21 protein-coding genes are annotated in these 24,321 nt (G+C 69.5%); 9 read left to right on the forward strand and 12 right to left on the reverse strand.

From position 1 onward, the window contains the following. The 3 genes from AC6LJ5_RS16595 to AC6LJ5_RS16605 form a co-directional block, all read left to right on the forward strand. The coding region (locus AC6LJ5_RS16595) for an HTD2 family dehydratase (protein ID WP_498141054.1) at positions 1–721 on the forward strand (721 nt) is incomplete at its 5' end. Beyond that, complete coding sequence (locus AC6LJ5_RS16600) at positions 718–1,911, forward strand: CaiB/BaiF CoA transferase family protein (RefSeq protein WP_498141055.1); 1,194 nt, start codon at positions 718–720, stop codon at positions 1,909–1,911. The genes AC6LJ5_RS16595 and AC6LJ5_RS16600, both read left to right, overlap by 4 nt. Further along, the gene (locus AC6LJ5_RS16605; protein ID WP_103272571.1) at positions 1,908–2,735 is read left to right on the forward strand and encodes an HpcH/HpaI aldolase/citrate lyase family protein; all 828 of its coding nucleotides are present in this window, start codon (positions 1,908–1,910) and stop codon (positions 2,733–2,735) included. Before AC6LJ5_RS16600 ends, AC6LJ5_RS16605 begins: the two co-directional genes overlap by 4 nt. Before the next feature lie 130 nt (positions 2,736–2,865). Here the strand turns inward: AC6LJ5_RS16605 and nadB are convergent, their stop codons facing one another. Both nadB and nadA read right to left on the reverse strand, forming a co-directional pair. Further along, complete coding sequence (gene nadB, locus AC6LJ5_RS16610) at positions 2,866–4,470, reverse strand: L-aspartate oxidase (RefSeq protein WP_498141056.1); 1,605 nt, start codon at positions 4,468–4,470, stop codon at positions 2,866–2,868. 10 nt (positions 4,471–4,480) lie between these two features. Next, on the reverse strand, positions 4,481–5,608 hold the full coding sequence (gene nadA, locus AC6LJ5_RS16615) for a quinolinate synthase NadA (protein WP_498141057.1): 1,128 nt from the start codon (positions 5,606–5,608) through the stop codon (positions 4,481–4,483). 299 nt (positions 5,609–5,907) lie between these two features. On the opposite strand from nadA, the gene AC6LJ5_RS16620 reads away from it, so the two are divergent. Next, positions 5,908–6,798, forward strand: coding sequence for a sugar kinase (locus tag AC6LJ5_RS16620; RefSeq protein WP_498141058.1), 891 nt, complete (start codon positions 5,908–5,910; stop codon positions 6,796–6,798). A 160-nt stretch (positions 6,799–6,958) separates the two neighbouring features. Here AC6LJ5_RS16620 and AC6LJ5_RS16625 read toward each other — a convergent pair whose 3' ends face one another. The 4 genes from AC6LJ5_RS16625 to hda are packed head-to-tail and all read right to left on the reverse strand — an operon-like array spanning position 6,959 to position 10,221. Further along, on the reverse strand, positions 6,959–7,441 hold the full coding sequence (locus AC6LJ5_RS16625; protein WP_498141059.1) for a 2-amino-4-hydroxy-6-hydroxymethyldihydropteridine diphosphokinase: 483 nt from the start codon (positions 7,439–7,441) through the stop codon (positions 6,959–6,961). Positions 7,442–7,444: 3 nt separating this feature from the next. Next, positions 7,445–8,818, reverse strand: coding sequence for a polynucleotide adenylyltransferase PcnB (gene pcnB / locus AC6LJ5_RS16630; RefSeq protein WP_498141060.1), 1,374 nt, complete (start codon positions 8,816–8,818; stop codon positions 7,445–7,447). 6 nt (positions 8,819–8,824) lie between these two features. Further along, positions 8,825–9,523, reverse strand: coding sequence for an HAD family hydrolase (locus tag AC6LJ5_RS16635; protein WP_103272577.1), 699 nt, complete (start codon positions 9,521–9,523; stop codon positions 8,825–8,827). After that, positions 9,520–10,221 (reverse strand): DnaA regulatory inactivator Hda, encoded by a 702-nt coding sequence (hda, locus tag AC6LJ5_RS16640; protein ID WP_103272578.1) that lies wholly within the window; start codon positions 10,219–10,221, stop codon positions 9,520–9,522. The genes AC6LJ5_RS16635 and hda overlap by 4 nt, the downstream gene beginning before the upstream one ends. Before the next feature lie 443 nt (positions 10,222–10,664). Between hda and purM the strand changes: the two genes are divergently transcribed. Beyond that, positions 10,665–11,714, forward strand: coding sequence for a phosphoribosylformylglycinamidine cyclo-ligase (gene purM / locus AC6LJ5_RS16645; protein ID WP_103272579.1), 1,050 nt, complete (start codon positions 10,665–10,667; stop codon positions 11,712–11,714). A gap of 116 nt (positions 11,715–11,830) precedes the next feature. Here purM and miaA read toward each other — a convergent pair whose 3' ends face one another. Further along, positions 11,831–12,796 (reverse strand): tRNA (adenosine(37)-N6)-dimethylallyltransferase MiaA, encoded by a 966-nt coding sequence (gene miaA, locus AC6LJ5_RS16650; protein WP_392411453.1) that lies wholly within the window; start codon positions 12,794–12,796, stop codon positions 11,831–11,833. A gap of 2 nt (positions 12,797–12,798) precedes the next feature. Then, on the reverse strand, positions 12,799–14,880 hold the full coding sequence (gene mutL, locus AC6LJ5_RS16655; protein ID WP_498141061.1) for a DNA mismatch repair endonuclease MutL: 2,082 nt from the start codon (positions 14,878–14,880) through the stop codon (positions 12,799–12,801). 77 nt (positions 14,881–14,957) lie between these two features. Between mutL and AC6LJ5_RS16660 the strand changes: the two genes are divergently transcribed. Continuing rightward, positions 14,958–15,593, forward strand: a complete 636-nt coding sequence (locus tag AC6LJ5_RS16660; RefSeq protein ID WP_103272581.1) for a VTT domain-containing protein — start codon at positions 14,958–14,960, stop codon at positions 15,591–15,593. An 82-nt stretch (positions 15,594–15,675) separates the two neighbouring features. Here the strand turns inward: AC6LJ5_RS16660 and AC6LJ5_RS16665 are convergent, their stop codons facing one another. Continuing rightward, positions 15,676–17,058 (reverse strand): N-acetylmuramoyl-L-alanine amidase, encoded by a 1,383-nt coding sequence (locus tag AC6LJ5_RS16665; protein WP_498141062.1) that lies wholly within the window; start codon positions 17,056–17,058, stop codon positions 15,676–15,678. Beyond that, on the reverse strand, positions 16,989–17,537 hold the full coding sequence (tsaE, locus tag AC6LJ5_RS16670; protein ID WP_392411451.1) for a tRNA (adenosine(37)-N6)-threonylcarbamoyltransferase complex ATPase subunit type 1 TsaE: 549 nt from the start codon (positions 17,535–17,537) through the stop codon (positions 16,989–16,991). Before tsaE ends, AC6LJ5_RS16665 begins: the two co-directional genes overlap by 70 nt. Positions 17,538–17,707: 170 nt before the next feature. On the opposite strand from tsaE, the gene fumC reads away from it, so the two are divergent. After that, the gene (fumC, locus tag AC6LJ5_RS16675; protein WP_103272583.1) at positions 17,708–19,102 is read left to right on the forward strand and encodes a class II fumarate hydratase; all 1,395 of its coding nucleotides are present in this window, start codon (positions 17,708–17,710) and stop codon (positions 19,100–19,102) included. A 177-nt stretch (positions 19,103–19,279) separates the two neighbouring features. Here the strand turns inward: fumC and AC6LJ5_RS16680 are convergent, their stop codons facing one another. Then, positions 19,280–20,173 (reverse strand): AEC family transporter, encoded by an 894-nt coding sequence (locus AC6LJ5_RS16680; RefSeq protein WP_103272584.1) that lies wholly within the window; start codon positions 20,171–20,173, stop codon positions 19,280–19,282. 244 nt (positions 20,174–20,417) lie between these two features. Between AC6LJ5_RS16680 and AC6LJ5_RS16685 the strand changes: the two genes are divergently transcribed. Beyond that, positions 20,418–21,410 (forward strand): tripartite tricarboxylate transporter substrate binding protein BugE, encoded by a 993-nt coding sequence (locus AC6LJ5_RS16685; RefSeq protein ID WP_103272585.1) that lies wholly within the window; start codon positions 20,418–20,420, stop codon positions 21,408–21,410. Positions 21,411–21,519: 109 nt separating this feature from the next. Here AC6LJ5_RS16685 and AC6LJ5_RS16690 read toward each other — a convergent pair whose 3' ends face one another. Further along, positions 21,520–22,416, reverse strand: a complete 897-nt coding sequence (locus AC6LJ5_RS16690) for a LysR family transcriptional regulator (RefSeq protein WP_498141063.1) — start codon at positions 22,414–22,416, stop codon at positions 21,520–21,522. A 146-nt stretch (positions 22,417–22,562) separates the two neighbouring features. Here AC6LJ5_RS16690 and ggt point away from each other — a divergent pair, with 146 nt between their 5' ends. Then, a complete protein-coding gene (gene ggt, locus AC6LJ5_RS16695; RefSeq protein WP_498141073.1) occupies positions 22,563–24,317 on the forward strand; it encodes a gamma-glutamyltransferase in 1,755 nt (584 codons plus the stop codon). Positions 24,318–24,321 lie beyond the last annotated feature (4 nt).

Here is a 24,321-nt window from a genome sequence, read left to right on the forward strand (position 1 = left end):
GGCCCGCGGCGACGCGTTGCCGCCGCTGTGGCAATGGGCCTTCTTCATCAGCGCCGTGGGCCAGGATGGACTGGGGACGGATGGCCATCCCTCGCGCGGCGGTTTCCTGCCGCCGGCGCATGACCGCAACCGAATGTGGGCCGGCGGCCGGGTCGAATTCGTCCGGCCGCTCAGGGTCGGCGTGCCGGCCGAGCGCGTGTCCACGGTGGCCGACGTCAAGGAAAAGACCGGCCGCACGGGTGCGCTGCTGTTCGTCACCGTGCGCCACGAATACCGCCAGGACGGCGAGGCCGCGATCCTGGAGGAACAGGACATCGTCTACCGCCAGCCCACGCCGCCCAAGCTGTCCGGGTCCGAGCCGGCGCCCGAGGCGCAGTGGCGCGACCGGGTCGAGCCGACTTCCGTGCTGCTGTTCCGTTATTCGGCCGTGACCTTCAACGGCCACCGCATCCACTACGATCATCCCTATGTCACCACTGTCGAGGGCTATCCCGGCCTGGTGGTGCACGGGCCGCTGATCGCCACCGAGATGGTCGCCGCCTTCGTCCGCGCCCATCCCCAGGCCAGGCTGAAGCATCTGTCGTATCGCGGCCTGCGGCCGTTGATCTCGCCCACGCCCTTCCATGTCGCGGGCCGGCTGGAGGGTTCGGGGCTGGCCAGGCTGTGGGCCGAGCAGGACGGCACCCTGGCGCACCAGGCCGAACTGAGGTTCGAGGCATGAGCGCGCCCGCCCCCCGCCCGCTGGACGGCATCACCGTCGTCAGCCTGGAGCACGCCATCGCCGCGCCGTTCTGCACCCGCCAGCTGGCCGACATGGGCGCGCGCGTGATCAAGATCGAGCGCCCCGGCGCGGGTGATTTCGCCCGTGGCTATGACGAGCGCGTGCGCGGCCTGTCCTCGCACTTCGTCTGGACCAACCGCTCCAAGGAAAGCCTGACGCTGGACCTCAAGCGTGACGAGGCCGGCGACGTGATGGAACGTCTGCTGGCCGGCGCCGACGTGCTGGTGCAGAACCTGGCGCCGGGCGCGGCCGCGCGGCTGGGGCTGTCGTTCGAGGCGCTGCATGCGAAGTACCCGCGCCTGATCGTCTGCGATATCTCCGGCTATGGCGAAGGCGGCCCGTACCAGGACAAGAAGGCCTACGACCTGCTGATCCAGAGCGAGAGCGGTTTCGTGTCCGTCACCGGCACGGCCGACGGCCCGTCCAAGGCCGGCTGTTCCATCGCCGACATAGCCGCCGGCATGTATGCCTATTCGGCGATCCTGAACGCGCTGCTGCTGCGCGGCAGGACCGGCGAGGGCAGCCGCATCGACGTGTCCATGCTGGAAAGCATGGTCGAGTGGATGGGCTATCCCATGTATTACGCCTTTGACGGCGCGCCGCCGCCGCTGCGCGCGGGCGCGGCCCACGCCACCATCTATCCCTACGGGCCGTTTCCCGTGGGCGGCGGGGCCACCATCATGCTGGGCCTGCAGAACGAACGCGAGTGGCGCGTGTTCTGCGCCCAGGTGCTGCGCCAGGCCGAACTGGCCGAGGATCCGCGCTTCCTGTCCAACTCGCAGCGCACCGCCAATCGCGAGGCGCTGCGCACGCTGATCGTCGACGCCTTCGCCGGCCTGGACATCGATCAGGTCACGCAGCGGCTGGAGGACGCACAGATCGCCAATGCCCGCGTCAACGACATGGCCGGGGTCTGGGCGCATCCCCAGTTGCGGGCGCGCCAGCGCTGGCGCGAGGTCGGCAGCCCGGCCGGCGCGCTGCCGGCGCTGTTGCCGCCCGCCACCAACAGCGCCTACGCGCCGCGCATGGATCCCGTGCCGGCCGTGGGCGAAAACACCGACGCGGTGCTAGCATCATTGGGGTACGCGCCCGACGAGGTGGCGCGACTGCACGCCGCGGAGGTCGTATGACCCATCCCATCGTTCGTACCGCGCTGTTCGTGCCGGCTTCCCGGCCCGAGCGCATCCCCAAGGCGCTGGCCAGCGGCGCGGACGCCGTGATCGTGGACCTGGAAGACGCCGTCGAGCATCTAGCCAAGGACAGCGCGCGCGAAGCGCTGTGCGACTTCCTGGGCACGCATCCTCAGGCGCGCCTGTGGGTGCGCATCAACGACGCCGCCACGCCCTGGCACGAGGACGATCTCAAGGCGCTGCGCGGCAAGGCCGGCGTGACCGCCATCCTGCTGCCCAAGGCCGAAAGCCTGGCGCAGGCGCGTCATGCGGCACAGACGGGGCTGCCGGTCATTCCCATCATCGAAACGGCGCGCGGCGTGCTCAATCTTGCGGAAGTCGCGGCCACGCCCGGCGTGGCGCGGCTGGCCTTTGGCAGCCTGGATTACGCGCTGGACCTGGGGTTGTCGCCTGACTCGCCGGGCGCCGGGATCGTGCTCGACCATGCCCGCATCCAGGTGCTGTTGCAGACCCGCGCGGCCGGGTTGCCGCCGGCGCTGGACGGGGTGTTTCCCGGCGTGCAGGACACCGCCGGCCTGGCGCGCGCAGCGTCCAGGGCGCAGCAGATGGGCTTTGGCGGCATGCTCTGCATCCATCCGGCCCAGGTGCCGCTGATCCATCAGGCTTTCGCGCCGGCCGCGGCCGAGCTGGACTGGGCGCGGCGCGTGCTTGCCGCGCATCGCGATGGCGGGCCGGGCGCGTTCATGCTGGACGGGCGCATGGTGGACGCGCCGGTCATCGCGCGGGCCAGGCAGGTGCTGGCGCAAGCGGGCGAGTCGGTATAGCGCGCGGGCTTGCCGGCCACTCGGCGTGCGCATTTGGGTGGGGCGAGACCAGGAGGGGAGGCTGCGCGGCCTGGCGACCGGGAGCCGCGTCCCGACTTCGCGTATCCCGCCACCGCGCCTGGAACTAGAGCTAGGGGCCGCCCGGCGCGTCGCTGGGGGCGGGCCAGTCGCTGCTGGCGTGCGCGCCCCGGCTTTCCCGCCGCCGCGCCGCCGCGTCGACGATCAGGCCGCACACATCCAGCTGGTTGCGCAGCGCCAGCCAGCGGGCGTCCCCTCCGGGATCCGCATCGGGCGGCAACTCGCGGCGCCATGCCGCTATCCGCCCTGCCGCGTCGGCCAGCCCCTCATCGCTGCGGATGATGCCCGCTTGCTGCTGCATCAGGCGTCGCAGTGCAGCGCGTATCGTGTCGGGCGTGTGGGGAACTTCCTCCGAGGCGGACCGCGCGGCCGGGCGCGCAGGCACTTGCGCCGGCGCCGCCATGCGCGCCGGCGATGACGCCGCCAAGGCTCCCGCGTTTACTGCATCGCCCGATGCGGCGATGGCGCTTGCCGCCGCCCGTCCCATCACCACGCATTCCAGCAGCGAATTGCTGGCCAGCCGGTTGGCGCCATGCAGGCCGGTGCGCGCGACTTCGCCTACGGCGCGCAGGCCGGCGATGCCGGTGGCGCCGTCCACGTCCGCGCGGACGCCGCCGCAGGCATAGTGCGCGCAGGGCGCGACCGGCATGGGCTGCGTGGCGATGTCGATGCCATGCGCGGCGCACAGCGCCGTCACGGCGGGAAAGTGCCGGTCCAGCCAGGCGCGCGGCCGGTGCGAGATGTCCAGGTGCACATAGGGCAGATCGAGACGCGACATCTCGGCCCAGATCGCGCGCGCCACGATGTCGCGCGGCGCCAGTTCCGCGCGCGGGTCGTGCGCGGGCATGAAGCGCTCGCCGCCCGGCAGGCGCAACACGGCGCCTTCGCCGCGCAGCGCCTCGGTCACCAGGCCGGCCGCGCGGCCATCCACCTGCAGCGCGGTGGGATGGAACTGCACGAATTCCATGTCCGCCACCTGGCAGCCCGCGCGCCAGGCCATGGCCACGCCGTCGCCGGTCGCGGCATCGGGGTTGGTGGTCTGGGCATAGACCTGTCCCAGTCCGCCCGTCGCCAGCACCGTATGACTGGCCAGCCAGGGCGTGATGTCTCCGTCGCCGACGCGCACCCGTGCGCCGAGGCAGCGCCGGGGCGCGCCGGCATCGGCGGGTTCGGCCAGCAGCAGATCCAGCGCGGCCGCATGTTCGATCAGCCTGATGTTGGGCCGCGCGCGGCATTGCCGCAGCAGCGCGGCGTGCACGGCCCGCCCGGTGGCGTCGGCCGCGTGGGCGATGCGGCGCGCGCCGTGGCCGCCCTCGCGCGTCAGGTGCAGCGAGCGGCCATCCTCGTCCCGCGTGAAGGGCACGCCGAGTCCGAGCAGCCAGTCGATCGCCGCGGGGCCTTGCGCCAGGATGCGGCGCACGGCGTCGGCGTCGCACAGCCCGGCGCCGGCGACCAGCGTGTCCTGCACGTGCGCCTCGATGCTGTCGTCCGGCGCCTGCGCCGCCGCGATGCCGCCTTGCGCCCAGGCGCTGGCGCAATCGTCCGCCGGGCCCTTGCTCAGCATGGCCACGCGCAGATGCGGCGGCAGCGACAGGGCGGTGGCCATGCCGGCCAGGCCGGCGCCGATGACGAGCACGTCTGTCGATTCCGGATGCATGGACCTGTCCTCAGGCCGGGCCGAAGTGGCGGTACAGCGCGCCGTCGCGCGCGAAGTCGCCGCTGCTGCGCACCGGCTGGCGAGCCGCGGCGGCGAAATCCAGCATGCGTTCGATGGGCCGGCGCGCGGCCAGCGCGATGGCCGGATCCAGCATGATTTCGCCTCGGCCCGAGGTCAGGGCCTGCTCCACGCCGTCCAGCGCGTTCATCGCCATCCAGGGACACAGCGCGCAGCTCTTGCAGGTCGCGCCATGGCCGGCGGTGGGCGCGGCCAGGAAGGTCTTGCCCGGGTGGCGTTGCCGCATGTCGTGGAGGATGCCCTGGTCGGTGGCGACGATGAAGGTGTCGGCATCGAGCCGGCCGGCGGCGGCGATCAGCTGCGTCGTGGAGCCGACCACATCGGCCAGCGCGGCGACGCCGGCCGGCGATTCGGGATGGACCAGGATGGCCGCTTGCGGGTGCTCGCGCGACAGCGCGGCCAATTCGTCGGCCTTGAACTCGTCATGCACCACGCAGGAGCCGTGCCACAGCAGCATGTCGGCGCCGGTCTGAGTCTGGATGTAGGCGCCCAGGTGGCGGTCGGGGGCCCACAGGATCTTTTCGCCGCGTGCGTGCAGGTGCGCCACGATGTCCTGTCCTACCGAGGACGTCACAACCCAGTCGGCCCGCGCCTTCACCGCGGCGCTGGTGTTGGCGTAGACCACCACGGTGCGGTCGGGATGGGCGTCGCAATAGCGGCTGAACGCGTCGGCGGGACAGCCCAGGTCCAGCGAGCAGGTGGCCTCGCCGTCCGGCATCAGCACGCGCTTGTGCGGGCTGAGGATCTTGGCGGTCTCGCCCATGAAACGCACACCGGCCACCACCAGGGTGGACGCGGGATGGCTGGCGCCGAAGCGCGCCATTTCCAGCGAATCGCCGACGCAGCCGCCGGTTTCGCGCGCCAGGTCCTGCAGCGGGCCATCCACGTAGTAGTGGGCGATCATCACCGCGTCGCGCTCACGCAGCAGGCGGCGCAGCCGGTCGGCGGCCTGGCGCTGCTGGTCGGGGCTTTGCGGCGCGGGCACGCGGGCCCAGGCCTGGCCAACGCCGCAGGCGCCGGCGGAAGTCGGGTGGTCGAACGCGACGGACTTGATGGACATGGCTGTCTCCGGTTCCGGAATGGGTTCGGGAAAATTATACTCATATTGAGTATTAAAGAAAGCGCCCGAAAGCGATGCCCGATTCCGCCGGTTCCAGACTGGCATCATGCCGGGCCGGCATCGCGACGGCGCGGGCGCGGGGAATGGCGTAGCATGGTGCGGCCCGAAGATGGGTGGTTCGCGCGGGAGGCGACCCTTGCACGGGCGGCCAGCCTCCGCCAGGCGGGCCAGCGCCACGACCATCATCCCTTTGCAACGCGATCGCCGCCTCTTGGCGGCGCGACCTACAAGGCAGGAACATGAGCTGCACGTCCCTATTCATCGGACATACCTATATCGACGTCACCCTGCTGGCCGATCATTGGCCGACCGGGGACGAGAAGAGCGTGGCCAGCGACTACGCGGTGTCCTTCGGCGGCAATGCCGTGACGGCGGCTTTCGCCTGCGCCAAGCTGGGCTCCGCGCCCGATCTGATCTGCTCCATGGCGCCGGACTGGCTGGGCCACATGTATGCCGACATGGCGGCGGCCCACGGCGTGGCGCTGCACACGCGCCAGGTGCGCCGGTCCTCGCTGTCCTGCATCATGCCCAACCACGGCAAGCGCGCCATCGTGCGCGCCCGCGATGCCGACTATCTGAACGATTTCCCCCGCCTGGACATCAGCGGCTACCGCGCGCTGCACCTGGACGGCCATCAGCCCGACGCGGCGCTGCACTACGCGCGCGCCTTCCGCCAGGCCGGCATCCTGACCTCGCTGGACGGCGGCGGCGTGCGCGAGAACACCGACGAGCTGTTGCGCTACATCGACGTGGCCGTATGCGCCGAGCGCATGTGCGAGCAGATGGGACTGTCGCCGCAAGGCCTGCTGGAATTCCTGCAGGCCCGGGGTTGCCGCGTCGGCGCCGTCACGCTGGGCGAGCGCGGCATGCTCTGGTATGGCGAGGACGGCAGGATCCGCGAACTGGCTTCACTGGGTGTGCCGGCCGAGCGCATCGTGGACACTTCGGGCGCGGGCGACGTGTTCCACGGCGCCTATGTCTGGTCGTACCTGAATCGTCCTGAACTGCCGTGGTCGGAGCACTTCACGTTTGCCCGCGCGGCGTCGGCGCACAAGATCCAGCATCTGGGCAACGAGGCGGGACTGCCCGGCGTGGAAGATGTTGAACGCGCGATGATGGAATTCAAATAGAGGACCCCACCGAGCGCTGCGCGCCTCCCGCTTCAACAGGGCGCCGCTACGGACCGGCCGAGCCGGCATCGTGCGGCCTCGATTCGGGAGGCCGGTGTGGGGCCGGGCGTGGTGCCTGGCTTGGATGTCGGGATGGGGAGGCGGTTGTCTCGCGGCGCCTTTACAGCGGGGAGATGGGCTGGTCGTGGATGTCGGCCAGCCAGTCGGCGGCCGGGCGGCCGGCGACGCGCAGGGTGGGGGCCAAGTCCAGCAGCGGACGCAGCACGAAGGCGCGCAGGTGCATGCGGGGATGGGGCAGGACCAGGCGCTGATCTTCGAGGGACTGGTCGCCGTGGAGCAGCATGTCCAGGTCCAGCGTGCGCGGCGCGTTCCTGTAGGGGCGCTCGCGGCCGTGGCGCAGTTCCAGGGCCTGCAGCACGTCCAGCAGTTCCAGCGGCGCCAGCGTGGTGTCCAGCGCCGCGGCGGCGTTGACGAAGTCGGGGCCGGTGGCCTCGACCGGAGCGGTGCGGTAGAAGCGCGAGGCGGTCACGGCGGCGATGCCAGGCGTCTGGCGCAGTTCGTCCAGCACCGTCTTGAGGGTGGCCGCGCTGTCGCCCAGGTTGGCGCCGAGCGCGATATAGGCGCGCACGCGATCCGCGCTCATCGCTTACTCCGACGCCGAGCCGCTACGCGGCGAGCGGCGGGGACGGCGGCGGCGACGGTTGGCCGAGGTCGAGGTCGAGGCCGGCGCGTCGGCGGGATCGCGCGGCAGGCGCGACACTTCCTCGATCATTTCGCCGCGCAGGTCGTCGTCGGCATTGGCCAGGTCCATCCACCATTGCGCCAGCACGCTGTCGAACTCGCCGGCGGCGGCGCGCAGCTGCAGGAAATCGCAGGCGGCGCGGAAGCGCGGCTGTTCGATCATGCGGTAGATGGTCTTGCCCATGCGGCGCTCGAAGCGCGGCTGCATGAACCAGATCTCTCGCATGTCCGACGAGAAGCGGCGCTGGATGGCCAGCTTTTCGGTCTGCTCGTCCAGCACCGAGTCGGCGGCCTGCGACAGCGCCGGGATGGTGTGTTCGCCCTGGGCGCGCAGCTGCTTCCAGCGCACCTCGACCTGTTGCCACAGCAGCGCGGCGAACAGGAAGCTGGGGCTGATGGTCTTGCCGGCGCGCACGCGGGCGTCGGTGCGTTCCAGCGCCAGTTCCACGAAATGCTCGCCGCCGGGCTGTTCCAGCACCACGTCCAGCAGCGGCAGCAGGCCCTTGTGCAGACCGTCGGCGCGCAGCTGGCGCAGGCAGTCCATGGCATGGCCGCAGGTCAGCAGCTTGAGCATTTCGTCGAACAGGCGCGAGGCCGGCACGTTCTCGATCAGGTCCGCCATGGTGCCGATGGGCTGGCGCGTGGCCGGGTCGATGGTGCCGTTGAGCTTGGCGGCGAAGCGCACCGCGCGCAGCATGCGCACAGGGTCTTCGCGGTAGCGCTTGGCCGGGTCGCCGATCATGCGGATCTGGCGCTTCTTCAGGTCGGACACGCCGTGGTGGTAGTCGATGACTTCCTCGGTGTGCGGATCGTAGTAGAGCGCGTTCATGGTGAAGTCGCGGCGCGCCGCGTCCTCGGCCTGCGAGCCGAACACGTTGTCGCGCAGGATGCGGCCGTGCTCGTCGGTTTCCTGGTCTTCCGAGGCGGGCGCGCGGAAGGTGGAGGTCTCGATGATCTCCTGGCCGAACACCACGTGCACCAGCTGGAAGCGGCGGCCGATGATGCGGGCGCGGCGGAACAGCGGGCGGATCTGCTCGGGCGTGGCGTTGGTGGCCACGTCGAAGTCCTTGGGTTCCAGCCCGACGATCAGGTCGCGCACGGCGCCGCCGACGATATACGCGTCATAGCCGTGCTGGCGCAGCACCTCGCAGACCTTGATGGCATGGCGCGAGACGTTGCGGCGGTCGATGCCGTGCTTGTCGCGGGCGATGCGCAGCGGTCCGCGATTAGCGGGCGCGAACAGGCGGCCGACGAATTTTTTTATGGTTTCGGTAATCATCAGGGTTCAGGACTTGGAATCTTCCATGTGATCGAACAGATCGATCACGCGCCAGCCGCGTTCCTGGGCGATCTTGCGCAGGGCGGGGCTGGGGTTGGCGGCGACCGGCTGGCTCACCTTTTCGAGCAAGGGCACATCATTGACCGAATCGCTATAGAAAAACGATTCGGGGAAATCCGTAAGCGCCGTGCCCATGCCGGCCAGCCATTGGTCCACGCGCACCACCTTGCCTTCCTTGAAGCTGGGCGTGCCGTGGATGCGGCCGGTGTAGCGGCCATGGCGGTATTCGGCGTCGGTGGCGATCAGGTGGGGGATGCCGAAAGCGCGGGCGATGGGAGCGGTGACGAAGCCGTTGGTGGCCGTGACCACCGCGCACAGGTCGCCGGCCTGCAGGTGCTCGTCGACCAGCGCGCGCGCGGCGGACGTGATCGACGGGCGGATCACTTCGGCCATGAAGGCCTCGTGCCAGGCGGCCAGCTCATAGGGCGGATGCGCGGCCAACAGGCCCAGCATGAATTCGGCCGCCTGTTCGGCGGTCAGCTCTCCCCGGTTGTAGCGCTCCATCAGCTCGTCGTTGCGGCGCCGGGCCTCGTCCGGATCGCCGGCGCGGCCGGTGCGCGCCAGGTAGTCGGCCCATTGATAGTCGCTGTCCAGCGGCAACAGGGTGTGGTCCAGGTCGAACAGGGCGAGACGTGGGGAGGTCATTTGGGTTGCGAGTCGGGGTCCGCGAGCATGGCGCGCAGCAGGGGCAGGGTGATGGGGCGGCCGTTGGCCAGGGAATAGCGGTCCAGCGCGTCGATCAGCGCTGCCAGCTTGCGGATGTCGCGCTCATGGTGCGTCAGCATCCAGTTGATGATCTCGGGCGCCAGGTGCATGCCGCGCTCGGCCGCCTGGGCGGACAGGGCGGCCAGCTTGTCGGCGTCGGACAGCGGATCCAGGCGGAACACCAGGTCCCAGCCCAGGCGGGTGCGCAGGTCCTCGCGCAGCGGCATCGACAGCGGGGCGCGGTCGCCGGCCACGGCCAGCGCGAAGGCGCGGCCGGTGGCGGCGGATTCGCGCCAGCGGTTGTACAGGGCGAACAGGCCGGCCTGCCGGTTGTCGTCCATGCGATGCACATCGTCCACCGCCACGAACTTCGGCATGGGCGACTTGGAGTCGGCGCCGGCCAGCACGCGCAGCATGTTCTCGCCGTTGGCGGCGTGGATGTAGACGGCGTCGGGGCGCGCGGTGAGCGCGCGCAGCAGATGGCTGCGGCCGCAGCCGGCCGAGCCCCATATGTAGAGCGCCCGGCCGGGGGCGAGCGTACGCACCGCCGCGAGCGCTTCCCCGTTGGGGCCGGCGATGAAATTGTTCAGCGAAGGCGCTGGCGCAGGAAGAACGTCGAGCAGCAGCTGGCGGTTCATGGGAAGCTATTCAATCAGGCTTGCTTGCGGAGCGGTCCGGACATCCGGATCCGCGCCACGGGACTCGCGCGGGCTGCCCGGCTGCGGCCAGGCCGCGCGCCGTGTCGCCAGGCCCGTCGCCGGCGCCGCCAGGCCACGCTGGCGGCAGGATCCGGCAACGGATTCCCGCAGTAAAAATCAGGTCAAACAGAATGGGTCAAGAATCGGGTCAATCGGTTGACCAAAACGGCTGGCCAAAACCGATATCGGCCAACCCTACACTTTAAACCACCTGAGGGGCTGTGTCGCGCCAGTCCGCCGTTCAGGCCCTGGCTCCCGGCGGATTCCGGGCGTTTGGGGGGCGTCGGCACCGGCTTGTGGCCAGCTTCGGGCCGCGGCGTCGTAAAATGCCGGGCAACCCACCCCAATTCCCAGCAATTGTTACATATCCCACGGCATTTCTCATGACGAATCAACCCTCCGCTCCCCTGACCTACCGCGACGCTGGCGTCGATATCGATGCGGGCGACGCCCTGGTCGACCGTATCAAGCCGCTCGCGGCCCGCACCATGCGTCCCGGGGTCCTGGCCGGTATCGGCGGCTTTGGCGCCCTGTTCGAAGTGCCGAAGCAGTTCAAGGAGCCGGTGCTGGTGTCGGGCACCGACGGCGTGGGCACCAAGCTGCGCCTGGCGTTCGAGTGGAACCGTCACGACACCGTGGGCATCGACCTGGTCGCCATGAGCGTCAACGACATCCTGGTGCAGGGCGCCGAGCCGCTGTTCTTCCTGGACTACTTCGCCTGCGGCAAGCTGTCCGTGGATACGGCGGCGTCCGTGGTGGGCGGCATCGCCAAGGGTTGCGAGCTGTCGGGATGCGCGCTGATCGGCGGTGAGACCGCCGAAATGCCCGGCATGTACCCGGACGGCGAATACGACCTGGCCGGCTTCGCGGTGGGCGCGGTGGAAAAGTCGGCCATCATCGACGGCAAGTCGATCAAGACCGGCGACGTGGTGCTGGGCCTGGCGTCCAGCGGCGCGCACTCCAACGGCTATTCGCTGGTCCGCAAGATTCTCGAGCGTGCCAACGCCCGTCCCGACCAGGACTTCCATGGCCAGCCGCTGGTCGACGTGGTCATGGCGCCTACCCGCATCTACGTCAAGCAGGTGCTGGCCGCGCTGGCCAAGCACGGCACCGCCATCAAGGGCCTGGCTCACATCACCGGCGGCGGCCTGCTGGACAACGTGCCGCGCATCCTGCAGCCCGGCCTGTCGGCCAAGCTGCACCGCGACGGCTGGGAAATGCCCAAGCTGTTCCAGTGGCTGCAGCAGCAGGGCGGCGTGGAAGACACCGAAATGCACCGCGTCTTCAACTGCGGCATCGGCATGGTGCTGGTGGTGGACGCCGCCCAGGCCGACGCCATCGCCGCGACCCTGCGCGAGCAGGGCGAGACCGTCAACCGCATCGGCGAGATCGTCGAGCAGCAGGACGGCATGGCGCAGACTTTCGTGGTCTGAGCGTGACCGGCCGTTGAACGGTCGGCAGGAAAAAGCCCGCTACGGCGGGCTTTTTCATTTTGGGAGGCAGACGGAGGGCGACGCGTCTGTGACGGGGAGCAGGCCCCGTGGACGTGTCAGGCGCGTTCGCCCAGCGCGGCGGCCACCGCGTCGATCGTGCGCGCCACCGCGTCCCGCGCCAGGCAATCGACGATGACACGCTCAGGCTGCGCCCGCAGCCAGGTGATCTGGCGCTTGGCCAGCTGGCGCGTGGCGGCGATGCCTTGCTCGCGCGCGCCGGCCAGGTCGATCTCGCCGTCCAGGTGCGCCCACATCTGGCGGTAGCCCACGCAGCGCACCGAGGGCAGGCCGGGATGCAGGTCGCCGCGCGCGCGCAGGGCGCGTACTTCATCGATCAGGCCTTGCGCCAGCATGGCGTCGAAGCGCTGTTCGATGCGCGCGTGCAGCGCGGCGCGGTCCGAGGGTTCCAGGCTGATCGTCAGGTACTGGTTGGCGTCCTCGTCCGGCTTGCGCTGCGCGCGCAGCAGCAGCGCGGACATGGGCTGGCCGGACAGGCGGCAGATTTCCAGCGCGCGCTGGATCCGCTGGCTGTCGTTGGGCGCCAGCCGCGCGGCGGTGATGGGGTCCAGCGTGGCCAGTTCGGCATGCAGCGCGGGCCAGCCTTCGCGGGCGGCGCGCGCTTCCAGTTCGGCGCGTAGCGCCGGGTCGGCCTGCGGCAGGTCGTCCAGCCCGTCGCGCAGCGCCTTGTAGTACATCATGGTGCCGCCGGCCAGCAGCGGTACGCGGCCGCGCGCGCGGATCTCGTCGATCAGGCGCAGCGCGTCGGCGCGGAATTCGGCCGCCGAGTACGACTGCGCGGGGTCCAGGATGTCCAGCAGATGCTGAGGCACGCGCGCCTGCTCGGCGGGCGAGGGTTTGGCGGTGCCGATGTCCATGCCTCGGTAGATCGTGGCCGAATCGACGTTGACGATCTCCATCGGCCAGCGTTCTGCCAGCGCCAGCGTGGACGCGCTCTTGCCGGCCGCGGTCGGGCCGGCCAGACAGATGACCGGCGGCAGGCCGGATGCGGAAGAAGAAGGCAAGGCTATTGTCCGCGCAGGAAGAGCTTGTCCAGGTCGGACACCGACCACTGCACCCAGGTCGGGCGGCCGTGGTTGCACTGATCCGCGCGTTCGGTGGCTTCCATCTGCCGCAGCAGCCCGTTCATCTCTTCGATGGTGAGCTTGCGGTTGGCGCGCACCGAGCCGTGGCAGGCCATGGTGGACAGCAGCTCGTTGCGCTGCTCGGTCAACAGGCGCGACACGCCCACGCCGCCCAGGTCGCGCAGCACGGCGCGGGCCAGCGTTTCGATGTCGCCGCGCGCCAGCATGGCGGGCACCGAGCGCACCGCGATCGAGGTGGGGCCGGACGGGCGCAGCTCGAAGCCCAGCTCGGCGAGCTGTTCCTCGAATTCCTCGGCGACGGCCACGTCCTTTTCCTGGGCGTGGAACACCACTGGCACCAGCAGGTCCTGGCGCGGCAGGCTGCGCGCGTCCAGCGCCTGCTTGAGCTGTTCGTAGACCACGCGCTCATGGGCCGCGTGCATGTCCACCAGCACCATGCCGCGCTTGTTCTGCGCCAGGATGTAGATGCCGTGGACCTGGGCCAGGGCCATGCCCAGCGGGTGTTCCTCGTCGGCGGGCAGGGCGGCCGAGTCGCGCAGCGGCGTCGTGCGCGGCGCGGCGTCTTCGTTCAGCGGACGGTACAGCGACTGCCAGTCGGCCGCCGGAATGCCGGCGGGTTCGGCGTGCAGGCGGAACGGCACCTGCGTATGCGGCCGTTGCGGCGCGGGCGAGGGACGCAGGCCGTAGGGCGCGGCGTTGCCGCTGCTGGTGTAGCCCGGGCGCGCGGATGACGGCTGCGAGGCGTGACCCGATGCGTGCATCCCGGATGCGGGCGTACCGGCGGCGGGCGTACCGGCGGCGGGCATGCCGGCGGCGGGCATGCCGGCGGCGGACGCGCCCGAGGCCGGCGCATGCCACGAGGCCCGCGAGGCATCCGCGTCCGGGGAGATGGATGCGTTCCGTGCGGCGTCCGTGGCGCTTGCGCCAGCGTCCTGCGCCGGCAGAGCGCCGGGTTCCGCGTCATGGGCTTGCGGCGTGACGGCGGACGCGCCGCCGGTCTGCGCCAGCGTCTGGCCGACCGCGTGCGAGACGAAGCGGTGCACGGCGCCGCTGTCGCGGAAGCGCACCTCATGCTTGGCGGGATGGACGTTGACGTCCACCGCGGCGGGATCGATGTCCAGGAACAGCACATAGGCCGGCTGGCGGTCGCCATGCAGCACGTCGGCGTAGGCGGCGCGCAGCGCGTGGCTGACCGTGCGGTCGCGCACGAAACGGCCGTTGACGTACAGGTATTGCCGGTCGGCGCGCGCGCGGGCCGCGGTCGGGCGGGTGATCATGCCGGCCAGGCTCACCGTGCCGACGGCATGCGACAGCAGCAGGCCGTGCTCGGCGAACTCCGCGCCCAGCACGTCGCGGATGCGCTGCGGCGGATCGGCGGGCAGCCATTGGCGCTGCGCGCGGTCGTGGTGGAACAGGCGGAACGCGATGTGCGGATGCGCCAGCGCGATGCGTTCCATCGCGTCCACGCAATGCCCGAATTCGGTGGCTTCCGAGCGCAGGAACTTGCGGCGCGCCGGCACCGCGTCGAACAGCTGGCGCACGTCCACGGTGGTGCCGGGCGGGCCCGAGGCGGGGCTGACCTGCAGGCTGCCGCCGTCGATCTGCCAGGCGTGCTCGCCGTCGCGCGTGCGCGAGATGATGGACACCTGCGCGACCGAGGCGATGGAGGCCAGCGCCTCGCCGCGAAATCCCATCGACGCCACCGATTCCAGTTCGGTCAGCGAGCGGATCTTGCTGGTGGCGTGGCGCGCCAGCGCCAGCGGCAGTTCCTCGGGCGGAATGCCGCCGCCATCGTCGGTCACGGCGATGCGGCGGATGCCGCCGCCTTCCAGCCGCACTTCGATGGCGCGCGCGCCGGCGTCGATCGCGTTCTCCAGCACTTCCTTGAGCACGGATGCCGGCCGCTCGATGACCTCGCCGGCCGCGATCTGACTGATCAGCAGGTCGGGCAGCGCGAGGATGGAACGGCGGTCGGTCGGGGGACGGGTATCGGGGGTGGCCATGGTGACGATTTTAGCCTCAGGACCGCCTGGGCTATAGTCGGTGACGGATTTCACTACCGCATGGCAGGATGGCGTCGATGCTGGATTTTTTCAATATGGTGTTGCATATCGACCAGACCTTGAGCGTCTGGGTCGACCAGTACGGCGCCTGGGTGTATCCCGTGCTGTTCCTGATCGTGTTCGCCGAGACCGGGCTGGTGGTGCTGCCCTTTCTGCCTGGCGATTCGCTGCTCTTCATCGCCGGGGCGCTGGGCGCGACGGGCAAGATCGATCCGGTCATGCTGTCGGTGCTGCTGCTGATCGCGGCGGTGACGGGCAATACCTTGAATTACACGATCGGCCGCTATATCGGTCCGCGCGTGTTCTCGATGAACCTGCGCTTCCTGGACCGGGGCGCGCTGATGCGCACGCATGCCTTCTATGAAAAGCACGGCGGCAAGACCATCGTGCTGTCGCGCTTCATCCCCGTGGTGAGGACTTTCGCGCCTTTCGTGGCCGGCGTGGCCGAGATGCCGTTCGGGCGCTTCCAGCTGTTCAACGTCGCCGGCGCGCTGGCCTGGGTGGGCGGTCTGGTGGCGGCCGGCTACTTCTTCGGCAACATTCCGTTCATCAAGGACCACCTGAACACCATCGTGCTGCTGGGCCTGGCCGCCGCCATCGTGCCGGTGGTCGGCGCGGGCCTGTTCAAGCTGATCCGTTCGCGCCGCCAATAGACGCGCCGCGCAAAAGAACAGGGCCATGCGCCGTCAGCGCATGGCCCTGTTCTTTTCAGGACGCGGGAATGGGACGTTCCGGTCAGCTCACATCGCCCAGCCTTGCCAGCGGAGGATTCGCGGTGAAGTAACGCTGGATCCCCGTCATCATGGCCTGCGCCAGCTTGTCCTGGTGCGAGGCGCTGCGCAGCAGCGCTTCTTCCTGCGGATTGCTGATGAAGGCCGTCTCGACCAGGATGGACGGAATGTCCGGCGCCTTGAGCACGGCGAAGCCGGCCTGTTCGACGCTGTTCTTGTGCAGCCGGTTGATCTTCTTGATCTCGTCCAGGAAGGAATTGCCCACCTTGAGCGAGTCGTTGATCTGCGCGGTGGTGGACAGGTCCAGCAGCACCTTGGCGACCTGACGGTCGTGGCTGCCCAGGTTCACGCCGCCGATCAGGTCGGCGGCGTTTGCCTTGTCGGCCATCCCGCGGGCCTGCGCGCTGGGGGCGCCGCGCTGGGACAGCGCGAACACCGACGAACCGTTGGCGGACGGCTTGATCCAGGCGTCGGCGTGGATGGACACGAACAGGTCTGCGTGCGCGCGGCGCGCCTTCTGCACGCGCACGTGCAGCGGTACGAAGTAGTCGTCGTCGCGCGTCAGGTAGGCGCGCATGTTCGGCTGGCTGTCGATCAGCGCCTTGAGCCGGCGCGCGATGCGCAGCACCACGTCCTTCTCGCGCAGGCCGCTGCTGCCGATCGCGCCCGGATCCTCGCCGCCGTGGCCGGGGTCCAGCGCGATGGTCAGCATGCGCTGCTTGCCGCGTCCGGCGGAGGCGGGCGGCGGCTTGGGCGTCGGAATCGGCGCGGCGGGCTGCTGGCCGCGCGCCAGCGGCGGCTCGGGCGGCGGGTTGTTCTTGCTGCCTGGATTGCGCTGGATGTCTTCCAGGATGCGGGCCAGCGGATCGTCGACGTCGGGACCGCCCTGCTTGTTGATCACCGCGATCAGCGGATCCTGCGCGACCTTGGGATACAGGTCCAGCACCAGGCGGTACTGATAGTCGGCAACGGGCTTGAGCGTGAACACCTGCGGCGCCACCGCCTGCTTCAGGTCGAACACCATCCGCACCACGTTGGGCCGGTTCTGCGCCACGCGCAGGCTCTGGATATAGGGGTCGTCGGGCCGGACCTTGGACACCAGATCATTGAGGGCCGCATTGATGGTCAGGCCCTCGATGTCCACCACCAGGCGGTGGGGATTTTCCAGCGTGAATTGTTCCGCCTTGAGCTCGCTGTCCAGCTCCAGCGTGACGCGGGTGTATTCGTCGGCCGGCCAGGTCCGCACCGCGAGGATGGTGGCGGCCTGGGCCAGGCGTGGCAATACGGGGAGGACGAGCAGCGTGGCGGCGACGCTGATCAGGCGGCGTCGGGCGGCGCCTGCCTTGGGCAGGGCGCTGGCGGCGGGGGGACAATCGCGTTCAACCATGTTTGTCCTCGGGCGGTGTACGCGGTCAGGCTGGCGTCGCGTCCTTCGCCCGCGTAGGCGAGGGAAATCTGCAGGTCGGGCGGGGGCAAGAGACCCTCTGCCCGCTCCGGCCATTCGATCAAAACGACCGCATCGTCACGCAGTAAATCCCGGAATCCTGCGTCCAACCATTCGCGCGAATCACTAAATCTATAAAAATCAAGGTGATAGAAGTATAAGTTAGAAACTTTATAGGATTCAAGCAGCGCGTAGCTTGGGCTTTTGATCCGGCCCTTGATGCCGCATTCGCGCAACAGCGCGCGGGTGAAGGCCGTCTTGCCCGCACCCAGGTCGCCTTGCAGGTGAATCGCGCCGCCCGCCGGGATGCCGGCCTGGCCGGAAACCAGCGGCGCGAGCTGCCGCGCCAGCGATTCCGTGGCGGATTCGTCGGGCAGGTGCAGGGTCAGGCTGCTCAGGGGGACAGGCTTGGGCGCGGACATGGGACAGGGCCAGAGGTGGTAAAAAGCGGTACAGGGATATATCGAATGTCAGCGATTATAGGAATGCGGGTTTCTGCTAACCTATAACGTTATCCATAATTGATTGCTATTCTCAAATGCGTCGGGGTGAATCCGCCCGCGAACGACGCCGCTACGGAGCTGTACGCGCCATGAAGACCCGCATCGAAAAAGATACCTTCGGCCCCATCGAGGTCCCCCAGGACCACCTGTGGGGCGCCCAGACCCAGCGCTCGCTGCATTTCTTCGCGATCTCGACCGAGAAGATGCCCGCGCCGCTGGTCACCGCGATGGCGCAGCTCAAGCGCGCCGCCGCCAAGGTGAACGCCGACCTGGGCGAGCTGGATCCGAAGATCGCCGATGCCATCTCGCGCGCCGCCGACGAAGTGATCGCCGGCAAGTGGCCTGACGAATTCCCGCTGTCCGTGTGGCAGACCGGCTCGGGCACGCAGAGCAATATGAACATGAACGAGGTGCTGGCCAACCGCGCCTCCGAGCTGCTGGGCGGCGAGCGCGGCGAAGCGCGCAAGGTCCATCCGAACGACCACGTCAATCGCGGCCAATCGTCCAACGATACCTTCCCCACCGCCATGCACGTGGCCGCCGCCGTCCAGGTCGAGCACCATCTGCTGCCTTCGTTGAAGGCCTTGCGCGCCACGCTGGCCGCCAAGAGCGCCGAGTTCTACGATATCGTCAAGATCGGCCGCACCCACCTGCAGGACGCCACGCCGCTGACGCTGGGCCAGGAAATCTCGGGCTACGTGGCCCAGCTGGACCTGGCCGAGCAACAGATCCGCGCCACGCTGCCGGGCCTGCACCAGCTGGCCATCGGCGGCACCGCCGTGGGCACGGGCCTGAACGCGCATCCGCAGTTCAGCGCCAAGGTCTCGGCCGACCTGGCGCACGCCACCGGCACGGCCTTCGTGTCGGCGCCCAACAAGTTCCAGGCCCTGGCCTCGCACGAAGCGCTGCTGTTCGCGCACGGCGCGCTGAAGTCGCTGGCCGCCGGCCTGATGAAGATCGCCAACGACGTGCGCTGGCTGGCCAGCGGTCCGCGTTCCGGCCTGGGCGAGATCAGCATTCCCGAGAACGAGCCGGGCAGCTCCATCATGCCGGGCAAGGTCAATCCGACGCAGTGCGAAGCCGTGACCATGCTGGCCGCGCAGGTGCTGGGCAACGACGTCGCCATCAACATCGGCGGCGCCAGCGGCAACTTCGAGCTCAACGTCTTCAAGCCCCTGGTCATCCACAACTTCCTGCAGTCGGTGCGCCTGTTGACCGACGGCATGGCCAGCTTCGACCAGCACTGCGCCCAGGGCATCGAGCCCAACCACGCGCGCATCGCCGAACTGGTCGACCGCTCGCTGATGCTGGTGACCGCGCTGAACCCGCACATCGGCTATGACAAGGCCGCGCAGATCGCCAAGAAGGCGCACAAGGAAGGGTTGTCGCTGAAGGAGTCGGCGCTGGCGCTGGGCTTCCTCAACGAGGAACAGTTCGCCCAGTGGGTGGTGCCGGCCGACATGACCAACGCCAAGAAGCCCTGAGGCCAAAGGCGCGGTCGACGCGCAGAGGCTGAAAGCACGAATGCCGCCCCGTCGGGGCGGCATTTTTTTGCGCGGACGCAGCAGGCGGAAGGCGCGCCGTTGCCAGGACAGCCGGCGCCACGACGCGCGTGGCGCGGGCGTCCGTTATCTTGCAATGGTTGGAAGGACTTGCCGCGATTATTGCGTCAGCATCAGCCACAGCGGAATGGTCAGCGCCGAGGCCAGCGTGCCCAGCGATAGCAGCAGGGCCACCATGCGCCCGTCGCCGCCCATGCGCATGGCCAGCACATAGGCGGCCGATGCCGTGGGCAGCGCGCCGAACAGCAGCAGCATGCGCGATTCCAGCGGTGGCATGCCCAGCAGATGCGCCACCAGCAAGGCCACCAGCGGCAGCGCGGCCAGCTTCACGGCCAGCATCCAGGCGATCAGCGCGCCATAGCCCTTGCCGCCTTCCCAGGCCAGGCTGGCGCCCACGCACAGGATGCCCAGCGCGATCGCCGCCGCGCCCAGCCGCGCCAGCACCGTGTCGACCGGGCCGGGCAGCTGCAGGCCCGCCAGGTTGCAGGCCAGGCCCGCCAGCGTCGAGACCACCAGCGGATTGCGCGCCAGCTCGCGCAGCAGGTTGGCGCCGCTGTGACGCGCCAGGCCATAGACCGCGACCACGTTGGCCATGGGCACGGCGAAGCCGATGATCAGCGCCATGATGGTCTGCCCCTGCGCGCCGCCGACGCTGGCCGACAGCGCCAGGCCGATATAGGTGTTGAAGCGGTAGCCGCATTGCGCGGCGGACGCCAGCCCGATCGACGAGGGTCGCAGCACCGGACCGGCCAGCCACGACAGCGCGACGCCGACAGCGATCATGGCGGCCGTGGCCTGCAGCAGCAGGGCGGCGTTGCCGGCGCTGATGGGGGTGCGCAGGATCGCCTGGAACAGCAGCGCGGGGAACAGCACGAAGTAGACGAGACGCTCGGCGCCTGCGAAGAATTCGCGCGAAAAGCCCAGCTTGTGGCGCAGCGCCCAGCCCAGCGCGACCAGCATGAAATCGGGGAAAACCAGCAGTGCGACCGACATGGGGAATGGCTTTTTTCGTTGCGCCGGCAGGGGATTTTCTGCCTAGGCGGGTGTAAGCATTTGCTGCTATTCTCCGACATTCTGGCGGGCGCGTGTTCCATCAGCAACGCATAATCAGCGCCGCACAACGCGGCGGCGCGCATAACTAAGCGCCCCCATCGCCAATCGTCGTCCGTCCACAGACGGCCGGCCCGCTACACAATCCGCACACAGGCGGATTCGCTATCTTGGAGGAAACACACCAATGAATAAAGCTCGCACCCTGGCCGTGGCCATCGCGCTGGCCACCGGCGCCGCCGGCACGCTGGGCGTCTCGGCCGCGCACGCCGCCGACAAGTATCCCAGCAAGGCCATCCGCGTCATCGTCCCGTTCGCCCCGGGCGGTTCCACCGACATCATCGCGCGCCTCGTGACGCAGCGCATGAGCCAGGAACTGGGTCAGCCCATGGTCGTGGAAAACAAGGGCGGCGCTGGCGGCGCCATCGGTGCATCCGAGGCCGCGCGCGCCGAGCCGGACGGCTACACGCTGTCGATCGCCACCGTGTCGACCATGGCAGTGAACCCGGCCTGCCGTCCGAACGACCTGCCCTACGATCCGATCAAGGACTTCCAGCCGGTCACCAACTTCGCCAACACGGCCAATGTGGTCGCCGTGAATCCGAAGTTCCCGGCCAAGGACTTCAAGGGCTTCCTGGAAGAGCTGAAGAAGAACCCCGGCAAGTATTCCTACGGCAGCTCGGGCACCTGCGGCGTGCTGCATCTGATGGGTGAGTCGTTCAAGATGGCCACGGGCACCGACATCGTGCACGTGCCGTACAAGGGCTCGGGCCCGGCCGTGGCCGACGCCGTCGGCGGCCAGATCGAAATCATCTTCGACAACCTGCCGTCCTCCATGCCGCAGATCCAGGCGGGCAAGCTGCGCGCCATGGCCATCGCGTGGCCGGGCAACATCGATGCCATCAAGGACGTGCCGACCTTCAAGGACGCCGGCTTCCCGGTGCTGAACCAGCCGGTCTGGTACGGCCTGCTGGCGCCCAAGGGCACGTCGATGGAAGTCGTGAACAAGCTGCGCGACGCCGCCGTCGTGGCGCTGAAGGACCCGAAGGTCATCAAGGCGCTGGATGACCAGGGCTCGGCGCCGTCGGGCAATACGCCGGAAGAGTTCGCCAAGGAAATCAAGGAACAGTACGACTGGGCGAAGGACGTCGTGAAGAAGCAGAACATCAAGCTGGACTGACGGCTTGACGCAGGGACCGGCCGGGCCGGTCCCGGGTTTGCACGGGCGCCCTGGGGCGCCCGTTTTCATTGCGGCCAGTCCTGGCGTCGCGATGGCGGCGCGCCCGCGATCAGGCTTCGGTCAGGCGCGCCAGCTGCGTGTCGCAGGCCGCGCGCAACCGTTCGATCAGGTCGCGGTGCAGGGCCGACATCGGGTCCTGGTTGCGCATCATGATGCTGATGGGCACGCGCAGCGCGGGTTCCAGCCGGCGCAGGTGCATGCCCGGCCGCAGCAGCGCACTGGCGGTGATGGCGTCGACGATCGCATCGCCGCAGCCGGCCTCCACCAGCGCGCAGGCCATGTAGTGCGTCTTCACCTGGATCGCGGGGTTCACCTCCACGCCTTGCGCGTCCAGCGCCAGCTGCAGCAGCGCGCCGGCGGCGTCGCGCGCGTCCAGCACGATCAGCGCGTGGTCCGGCGGCAAGTCGGCCAGGCGCAGCGGACCCGCTCCCGGATCCAGGCTCAGGTGCACCAGTTCGGTCTGGCCCAGGCCGATGCGGGTCAGGCCGGGATAGTCATTGGTGTCGAAGGTGACGATGGCGTCCAGCTCGCGCGTCAGCAGCCCCTGGACCAGCTCGGCGCTATGGTAGGTATGCAGGTCGAAGGTGACGCCGGGATGCGCGTCGCGGCTGGCGCGCACCACGCCGGGCAACAGGCCCAGCCCCAGCGCCGGCGCGCTGCCCAGCCGCAGATGGCCGTGCGGCCGGTCGCGCAGGCTGGCCGCCAGCCGGCGCACGCTGTTCAGGTCCTGGTTCAGCCGCGCCACCTCGGGCGTCAGGATCTCGGCCTCGCGCGTGGCCACCAGCCTGCCCTTGACGCGCTCGAACAGCTTGAAACCCAGCTGGGCCTCGGCATGCGCCAGCAGCTTGCTGGCGGCGGGCTGGGAAATGTGCAGCGCGGCCGCGGCCTCGGTCAGTGAACCGGTGCGGCGGATGGCTTCGAAAATCTCGATGTGACGCAGGCGCATGACGCGAAAAGCGGGAAGAGCGGGCAGTGCCGGAACCGGGATTCTATGCCGGATGCCTGCAGGGCGCCCCGGCCGCGCCCTTGGCGGATTTGAATATCATTGGGGGCTGCCACGCCCACCGTTTCCAGCCGGAGTCCGCCATGCCCTTGCCCGTTCGCGCCGTTCTTGCCGCCGTCCTTATCGCCGCCGGCGTGTCAGCCCCGCCCGCCGCGTGGGCGCGCGGCCCGCAGGCGGCGGACCGGAATCCCGAGGCGGCGACGGGCTATGCCGAACGCGAGCTGGTGCGCGCGCCGCATTTCATGATGGTGTCGGCCAATCCCTGGGCCACGCGCGCGGGCGACGAAATGCTGCGGGCTGGCGGCAGCGCCGTGGATGCGGCCATCGCCGCGCAGCTGGTGCTGAACCTGGTCGAGCCGCAGTCCTCCGGCATCGGCGGCGGCGCTTTCCTGGTGCTGTACTCGGCGGGGAAAAAGCGCGTCCTGACCTACGATGCCCGTGAAACCGCGCCGGCGGCCGCTCGCCAGGACCGCTTCCTTGATGCCGACGGCAAGCCCTTGTCCTTCGCGCAGTCCGTCAACAACGGCATGGCCGTGGCCACGCCGGGACTGCTGCGCGGGCTGGAGCTGGCGCACAAGGAGCACGGCAAGCTGCCCTGGGCGGACCTGTTCGCGCCGGCCATCCGCCTGGCCGAGCAGGGCTTTCCGGTATCGCCTCGCTTGCACGCGCTGCTGGCCGGCAACAAGGCGCTGCCGAAGCAGCCGGCCGCCGCGGCCTATTTCTACGCGCCCGACGGCCAGCCCTGGCCGGTGGGGCATGTGCTGAAGAATCCCGAGTTCGCCCAAACGCTGCGCGAGATCGCGGCGCGCGGCGCCGACGCCTTCTACCGTGGCGCGATCGCGCGCGATATCGTCGCGGCCGTGCACGGTCACGCCAAGCCCGGCGATCTGAGTCTGGACGACCTGGCGGGCTATCAGGCCAAGCGTCGCGAGCCGGTCTGCGGCGCGTACCGGGGCTACGAGCTGTGCGGCATGGCGCCGCCCAGCAGCGGTCCGCTGGCGGTGTTGCAGATGCTGGGCGAGCTGGAGCAGTACCCCATGTCCCGCTACGCGCCCAATAGCGCGCAGGCCGTGCACTACTTCGCGGAGGCCGGCAGGCTGGCCTTCGCGGACCGCGATTTCTACGTGGCGGATCCCGACTTCGTGAAGGTGCCGGTGCGCGCGCTGCTCGATCCCGCCTATCTGCGCGCGCGCGGCGCGCTGATCCAGCCGGACCGCAGCATGAAGGTCGCGCTGCCCGGCGACCCCGAGGGCAAGCTGCTGGGCCTGGGCCGCGACGCGGCGCTGGAACAGCCGTCCACCAGCCACCTGGTGGCCGTCGACGCGCGCGGCGACGCGATCAGCATGACCACCACCATCGAGAACGAGTTCGGCAGCAAGATCTTCGTGCGCGGCTTCCTGCTTAACAACGAGATGACCGATTTCTCGTCGTCGTTCAAGGATCCCGAGGGCCGGCTTGTGGCCAACCGCATCGAACCGGGCAAGCGCCCGCGCAGCGCCATGGCGCCCATGATCGTGCTGCGCGACGGCAAGCCTTACATGGTGGTCGGCTCGCCGGGCGGCAGCGCCATCATCAACTACGTGGCCAAGACGCTGGTGGGCGTGCTGGATTGGGGCCTGGACATCCAGGCCGCGATCTCGCTGCCCAACATGGGCAGCCGCAACAAGGATACCGAACTGGAAAAGGGCACGGCGCTGGAGGCGCTGGCGCCCGCGCTGGAAGCGATGGGGCATCCGCTGCGCATCACCGAGTTTCCCAGCGGCATCCACGGCATCGTGATCGGGCCGGACGGCTTGCAGGGCGGCGCGGCTCCGCGCCGCGAAGGCCTGGCGCAGGGCGGCTAGGCGA

It is taken from the genome of Achromobacter sp. 1011791174 (assembly GCF_059760925.1).